At 59.6% G+C, this 537-nt stretch carries 1 protein-coding gene; it reads right to left on the reverse strand.

The features are described from left to right. Positions 1 to 537: carboxymuconolactone decarboxylase family protein (locus AAC632_RS12205; RefSeq protein ID WP_340299157.1), on the reverse strand; the 537-nt coding region annotated here is incomplete at its 3' end.

The raw sequence follows: 537 nt of genomic DNA on the forward strand, positions 1-537 counted from the left end.
AAACGGCGTTTCGCGCAGCTCGCGCGCGACCGCCTCATCCAGCGGTGGGGGGAAGGAGTTAAGGATAAAACCAAGCGTGCTGTAAAAGCCCACTGTGGCAATCAAATCAAAAATGCCCTCTTTGCCAATTTCCGCCTCAAGCGGCCCCTGCATCTGGGGGGGGATCGCGCGCGTGGTCATCAGGGCATCGACTGCGCGGGCGATGGTTTGATCTTGACCTGTGATCTCGTCAATTGGGCCTGCGAGACGCGCGATGCGGTGATCTTCAAACCCAAGGGCGCGCGCACGGCTGACATGATGCGCCCATTCATAATCCGAGCCCATCCAATGCGCGGCACGCAGGATCACCACCTCGCTCAATTCGGGGCCAAGCGCGGTTTTGACCACCACATGATCCCGCAAATCCGCCCAAGCCCGTAATAATGCAGGGTGATGTGCCATCACCCGATAGACATTCAACCGCCCCGCAAACCCCGCTTGCATATCCGCGATTTCGGCGGGCCAATGGGTGTTGTCTAGGGGCGGGTAGCGGGTCAT

It is taken from the genome of Roseobacter sp. HKCC-CH-9351 (genome assembly GCF_037830295.1).
GTDB lineage: Bacteria > Pseudomonadota > Alphaproteobacteria > Rhodobacterales > Rhodobacteraceae > M30B80.